The 4,183-nt window shown below is 70.0% G+C and carries 5 protein-coding genes; 4 read left to right on the top strand and 1 reads right to left on the bottom strand.

Translation table 11 applies throughout. The features are described 5' to 3' along the window. A partial coding sequence (locus AB0O00_RS31130) for a helix-turn-helix domain-containing protein (protein WP_363657439.1) occupies positions 1-558 on the bottom strand: 558 nt, incomplete at its 3' end. 475 nt (positions 559-1,033) lie between these two features. On the opposite strand from AB0O00_RS31130, the gene AB0O00_RS31135 reads away from it, so the two are divergent. The 4 genes from AB0O00_RS31135 to AB0O00_RS31150 all read left to right on the top strand — a co-directional run bounded on the left by AB0O00_RS31135 (position 1,034) and on the right by AB0O00_RS31150 (position 4,155). After that, positions 1,034-1,276: a hypothetical protein gene (locus AB0O00_RS31135; RefSeq protein ID WP_363657441.1), complete on the top strand. Its 243-nt coding sequence runs from the start codon at positions 1,034-1,036 to the stop codon at positions 1,274-1,276. Between the two features lie 5 nt (positions 1,277-1,281). Continuing rightward, positions 1,282-1,794 (top strand): DUF6879 family protein, encoded by a 513-nt coding sequence (locus AB0O00_RS31140; RefSeq protein ID WP_363657443.1) that lies wholly within the window; start codon positions 1,282-1,284, stop codon positions 1,792-1,794. Positions 1,795-1,803: 9 nt separating this feature from the next. Beyond that, the gene (locus tag AB0O00_RS31145; RefSeq protein ID WP_363657445.1) at positions 1,804-2,652 is read left to right on the top strand and encodes a helix-turn-helix transcriptional regulator; all 849 of its coding nucleotides are present in this window, start codon (positions 1,804-1,806) and stop codon (positions 2,650-2,652) included. A gap of 336 nt (positions 2,653-2,988) precedes the next feature. Beyond that, positions 2,989-4,155 (top strand): methyltransferase domain-containing protein, encoded by a 1,167-nt coding sequence (locus tag AB0O00_RS31150; protein ID WP_363657447.1) that lies wholly within the window; start codon positions 2,989-2,991, stop codon positions 4,153-4,155. Positions 4,156-4,183 lie beyond the last annotated feature (28 nt).

Raw genomic sequence — 4,183 nt, forward strand, 5'->3', positions numbered from 1 at the left:
GTCGAAGCTGGACCAGGCGGTCACGTTGGCCAGGCGGGTGATCGCGCCGAGCAGCGAGGCTCGTACGGCGGGGGTGGTCGACGCCGAGGTGAGGCCGATGGCGACGTGCAGCTCGCGCAGCGCGAAGTCGCGTACGGCCCGCCCACCGGAGGTGCGGTCCCAGTGCTCCAGCACGCTGGTGCGTTCGGCGATCGCGGCGACATCCGCTCTACGCAGGCGAGGGTGCGGCCGGGCCGGCGGCAGCAGGCCGACCAGTGCGGCGGCGAGGACGTCTCGGCGGTTCGAGTCACTCACCTCATCGGGGTGATCGTGCTGATGGATCTGCTTGGCGACCAGGCCCAGCTCAGCCGCCGTGCCCGTCCCCAGGACCAGGCAAAGGGCCTGCCGGTAGTGCTCGTGCGGCCAGGTGATGAGGCCACGTTCTATGCGCGAGACGTATCCGACGTCAAACGGCGACTCCCGCCCGGTCGCCGCCTCGACCAGCCCTCGAACCTGCTCGGCGACCTGGCGTTGTGTCAGGCCCAGGGCAAGGCGTGCGTGCCTGAACAGCGCATTCACCACAGCGCCTCGCCCCCAACTCCCGGTTCAGATAGGGGTTTCAGCGTAACGGGCGCCTTCGGACTGCCTACCGATCTGCCCTGCCGCTATCACCCGATCAGGTGGTCTCCTGGACAGGCCCCGCCCGCCATCGGGTACCGGCGGTGGAACAGGCCCACCAAGCCCGGCCGGATCGGTCGACGGGGTCGAGGCAACCGCCAGGACCGGCGCCGGACCCGGGGAGCACAGTCGAGGCTCGCACCACGTGCCACTCGCCCGAAACTCCGTCCTCCCGCCACGACTGCTCCCGGCCCCGCCGCCCCACGCCTGGGGCGGCGAGGCTACCTGACGAGCCGAGCGACTTCGAGACCCTGTCCGGCCCCTCGCCGGGCCGGAGGGGGTCTTTTGTCCTGCCCTGATGTCCACTTGACGTCGATCGGCAGCGAGAGCCAGGCTCGTGCACATCTGTGCAACCCGCTCGACAACGGGAGTGACCATGGGCCTAAAGTTCCTCGGCATCATCCCGAACACCCCGGACACGGACTCCCCGACGATCTGGCTGGACGAGGAGACCGGAGACCTGCTGATCCAGTCCTACAAGGCCACCGAAGCGGAGGTGAAGGCGTGCCAGGAGATCGGTTCGATTCCTGGCCACTCCACGGCCGTGCCCGACCACGAGACGATCATCAGGCTCCCCAAGATCATGCTCCAGTTCATCCCCAAGCCCGACACCGAGTAGGAGCGATGACGAACCCGGTACTTGAGGGTCTGGCCAGCGCCAAGAACTCCGCCGTGCACCTCGAGATGCGCGACGCCTATCAGCCCAGCGACCCCGAGTTCATCGCGTGGCAGCGGGGCAAACGCCTGGACCCGGCCGACCGGTCGTCCTGGTGGCGTCCGTTCCTGGACGTAGTGGCGGAGACGACGGCGCGCGGTGTCGTGATGAGGCGTGCCCGGATCGTCTCCGAACCGGTCACCGACTACATCCGCTACGAGTACGACGTGACGTTCCCGAACGTCCGGGCAGGCGAACAGGTCCGCTGGCTGCCGCGCCGGAAGGCGGCCGACATCGCGCTGCCCGGCACGGACCTGTGGATGTTCGACGGAACGTCGGTGCTGTTCACCTACTTCTCCGGTGTCGGGGAGGTGGTGGACCGTGAGTGGCGCACCGAGCCGGCCGTACTGGAATTGGTGAAGTCCGCGTTCGAAACGGTCTGGGAGCGGGCCACGCCGCACGAGGAGTACCGGCTCCACTGACCGGCGACCATGGCTGTCTCACCGTCCTCAAGTGCCCAGCAGGCCCGGCAGGTTCTCGCGAGCCGGCTCACGGAGCTCTGCCGGGATGCCGGGTTGACCGGACTCGGCATCGCCCGCCTGTGCGGCTGGCATCCGTCGAAGTCGTCCCGGATCATGAACGCCCGGACACCCCCGTCCGCCGACGACATCCGGGCGTGGTGCCAGGCATGCGGGGCGGAAGATCAGACCGAAGACCTGATCGCCTCGCTGCGGACCGCAGAGGACATGTGGATCAGCTGGCGGCGCATGGAGCGGTCCGGGCTGAAGCAGGCGCAGGAAGCACGGTTGCCGCTGTACCAGCGGACACGGCGCTTCCGCTCCTACTCGTCATGGCTTGTGCCCGGACTCATCCAGACGCGCGGCTACACCGAGTCCGTGTTGCGCTCCGTGCAGCGGCGCAGGGTTGAAGTGGACGACGTGGCCGAGGCCGTGACGGCCCGCATGGAGCGCCAGGCCGTACTGCACGAAGGGGGCCGCCAATTCGCTTTCCTCATGGAGGAGTCCGTCCTGCGCAACGGCCTCGGCGCGACGGAGGTGCTGACAGGGCAGCTCGGCCACCTGCTGACGGTCGGCTCGCTGCCGAACGTGAGCCTGGGCATCGTGCCCGACCGACCCGATCGCTCACGGATGCCGGTCGAGGGGTTCTGGATCTTCGACGCGGCGCAGGTGAACGTCGAACTCGTCTCGGGCTACCTGACGATCACGCAGCCGAGCGAGGTCGCGGCCTATGCCGACACCTTCGCCGAGCTGGCCGGCATGGCGGTCTACGGCCCGGATGCCCGTTCGCTGATCGCCTCGGCGATCCACTCCCTTGGGTGAATCCCTGCAATGTCGTGCAACGTCATGGATTCCAACTGGCCTGCTTTCCTAGCGTGTTGCCACACCCCGCAGCGTGAGGAGGCACCAGCATGAGCACGCCGCCCGCCCCGCCGTCCCCGCCCGCGCCGCCCGGCCCCGGGCCGGTGATCCCGGTGAGCCCGCGCACCAACTGACCGGCACCACCAGGCGAGAGGAGCCCCGGCATGGGCAAGCACGGAGACGGCAAGGGCGGTTCGTCCGGGGACAAGCAGCAGTCCCCGAAGGAGTCGGACGGCCAGTGGACCAAGCCCGTTTCCCCGAAGAAGTGAGCGCCAACTGACGGACAAGTACGCGCAGTTGCTGGCCGAAATGGCCGAGGCCGGCGCGCTGGGCGAGGAGTGGCGGGGCGCGTTCGAGCGTACCCCGCGCTCTGCCTTCGTTCCGGACGCCGTGTGGGCCCCGGACGACGATGCCCCGACCGGCTACCGGCGGATCACCAAGGTCGACGATCCGGACGCCTGGTGGTCGCTCGTCAATGCCGACGGCGTGGTCGTCACGCAGGTCGACGACGGACACGAGGACGGGCCGGGCATCGCCACGTCGTCGGCGTCCATGCCGTCCCTCGTCGCGGGCATGCTCCGCCACCTGGACGTGCGGGACGGGCACAACGTGCTCGACGTCGGCACCGGAACCGGCTGGACAAGCGCCTTGCTGTGCAGCCTGCTTGGCGACAACCACGTGACCACGGTCGAAGTCGACCCGGCCATCGCCGCCGAGGCAGCGTCGAAACTCGGCGCCGCCGGATTCGCGCCCAAGCGCGTCATCGGCGACGGGCTGGAAGGATGGCCCGACGCCGCCCCCTACGACCGCATCCACTCGACCGCAGCCGTCCGCCAGGTGCCCTCCGCCTGGATCGAGCAGACCCGCCCCGGCGGCATCATCGTCACCCCCTGGGGCACCCCGTACGCCAACGCCGCACTGCTGCGGCTGACGGTTGGCGAACCGGGCGGGCCCTCGCACGGCCAATTCGTCGGCAACGTCAGCTTCCTGTGGATGCGGGCCCAGCGCCCACACGCCGTGATCGAACCGCCCGGCGCGCCGGACCACCGGGGCCCCTCCGCGATGGACCCCGAGCTGGCCCTGGAGGACGTGAACGCCGCCTTCGCCATCGGCCTGCGGGTGCCGGGCATCCGGTACGAGCACGTCTGGGACGATACCGACCCCAGCGGCACCTACCGCATGCGGCTCTCCGACGGCGCGGGATCGTGGGCGTCCGTCCGCTACGCCGCCTGGGATGCCGAGGACGCCGTCCACCAGTGCGGACCCCGCCGGCTGTGGGACGAGATCGCGAGCGCCCGCCGGTGGTGGCTGAAGGAAGGCAGGCCCGGCCTCTGCCGGTTCGGCGTGACCATCGCCCCCGACGGCGCGCAGTCCGTCTGGCTGGACGACCCCCGCAACCCTCCGCCCGGGCCTGGGCCGCCGCCGCCTCGAAGCGGGCGTCCAGTTCGGCGTCCACGGCCTTGATCTCCTCGCGCCCCTGCACCACCATGCG

The organism is Kitasatospora sp. NPDC093558 (genome assembly GCF_040683475.1).
Classification (GTDB): domain Bacteria; phylum Actinomycetota; class Actinomycetes; order Streptomycetales; family Streptomycetaceae; genus Kitasatospora.